This is a genomic window from Undibacterium hunanense (assembly GCF_014284335.1).
GTDB lineage: Bacteria > Pseudomonadota > Gammaproteobacteria > Burkholderiales > Burkholderiaceae_D > Undibacterium > Undibacterium hunanense.
Map to the genome: position 1 here is coordinate 1 of NZ_JACOGF010000038.1, position 1,276 is coordinate 1,276.

General features: G+C 52.4%; 1 protein-coding gene. It reads left to right on the forward strand.

Features of this window, described 5'->3' with window-relative positions; genetic code table 11:
- The coding region (locus H8L32_RS27205; RefSeq protein ID WP_222619523.1) for a beta strand repeat-containing protein at window positions 1-1,276 on the forward strand (1,276 nt) is incomplete at both ends.

A 1,276-nucleotide genomic window follows, 5' to 3' on the forward strand; every position in this document is an offset into this window, starting at 1 on the left:
CCGACCGCATCATCTTCACTGATGCCAACTTCAACGGTACCCACACCATTGACGGCGGTGCAGTTGACAACAACACCACCAACAACAGCCAGAAGAACGACGACGTCATCGAACTGCGCAATGCAACGAATGCAGCCATCGGCGACTTCAACGGCATCAAAAACATCGGTAACATCGAACTGACCAACGACACAGCAGTCACCCAAGTGTCCCAGATCCAGTTGAATGACACCATCGTTGATGCCCTGGTTGACAGCTACCAGGCTGCGAACACCACCACCCACATCGAACGTCTGACCATCCGTGCGATCGACAACGTCAACGTTGCCAACGCAACAGTTGGTGTTTCCATCGATGCTGGTGCACTGACAGCGCAATCTGCACTGGACGTGACACTGGGCCGTGGCGCCAACTTCCTGAGCCTGGGTGCAGGTGCTGACCGTGTCGTACTGCTGGGTAACTATGTTGCCGGTACCTACAACACAACAGAAAACGGTGTGAACCTCAATGCACAATCCACAGCAACAGCAGTAGCCCGTGTAGTGACAGACACCATCAACCTGGGTAACGGTAACGACACACTGGTCACTTACGGTGCGATCAACCTGGCTGGTGCACAACTGTCCGGTATTGAAAACATCACAGCAAACTCTGCTGTCGTGATCACTGCCAGCCAATACGCTGCTCTGGTTGCTGCACGTGCTGCATTGTCCCTGAGCACACCAGTTATCACCTTCACAGGCAATGTGCCACATCAACTGACTATCGTTGATGACATCGCTGGTGCAAACAACATCGATCTGTCCCTGATCTCTGTAACGAGCGGCACTTTGGTGATTGACACAACGTCTTCCTCCAATGCAACTGGCGGCGGCGTGAACAACACGACCACATCCAATGCAGTCACCGTATCCGGTGGTGCAGTGGTGACAACAGGTGTTGTTGGTACATCCCCGGTCAACGGTGGCGGTACAGCACTGACAGCAACAGCATTCGTTGCTGGCGGTACTTACACAAGCGCTGTCAATGTGAACGACAACTTCACAGGTACAGTGGCTAACCTGAACGGTACTACCATCAGTGGTAATGTTGGTGATACAGACACCATCAGCCTGACTGGTAACTCCACTGTTACTATCGGTAACGGTTCAACAGGCGGTACGATCACCAACATCAAGTCTCTGATCACTGATAACACTGGTGGTTCGATCACTTTCGGTGCAACAACGACAGGTATCACTACAGTAACTGGCGGTACAGGTACTGACAACGTTGA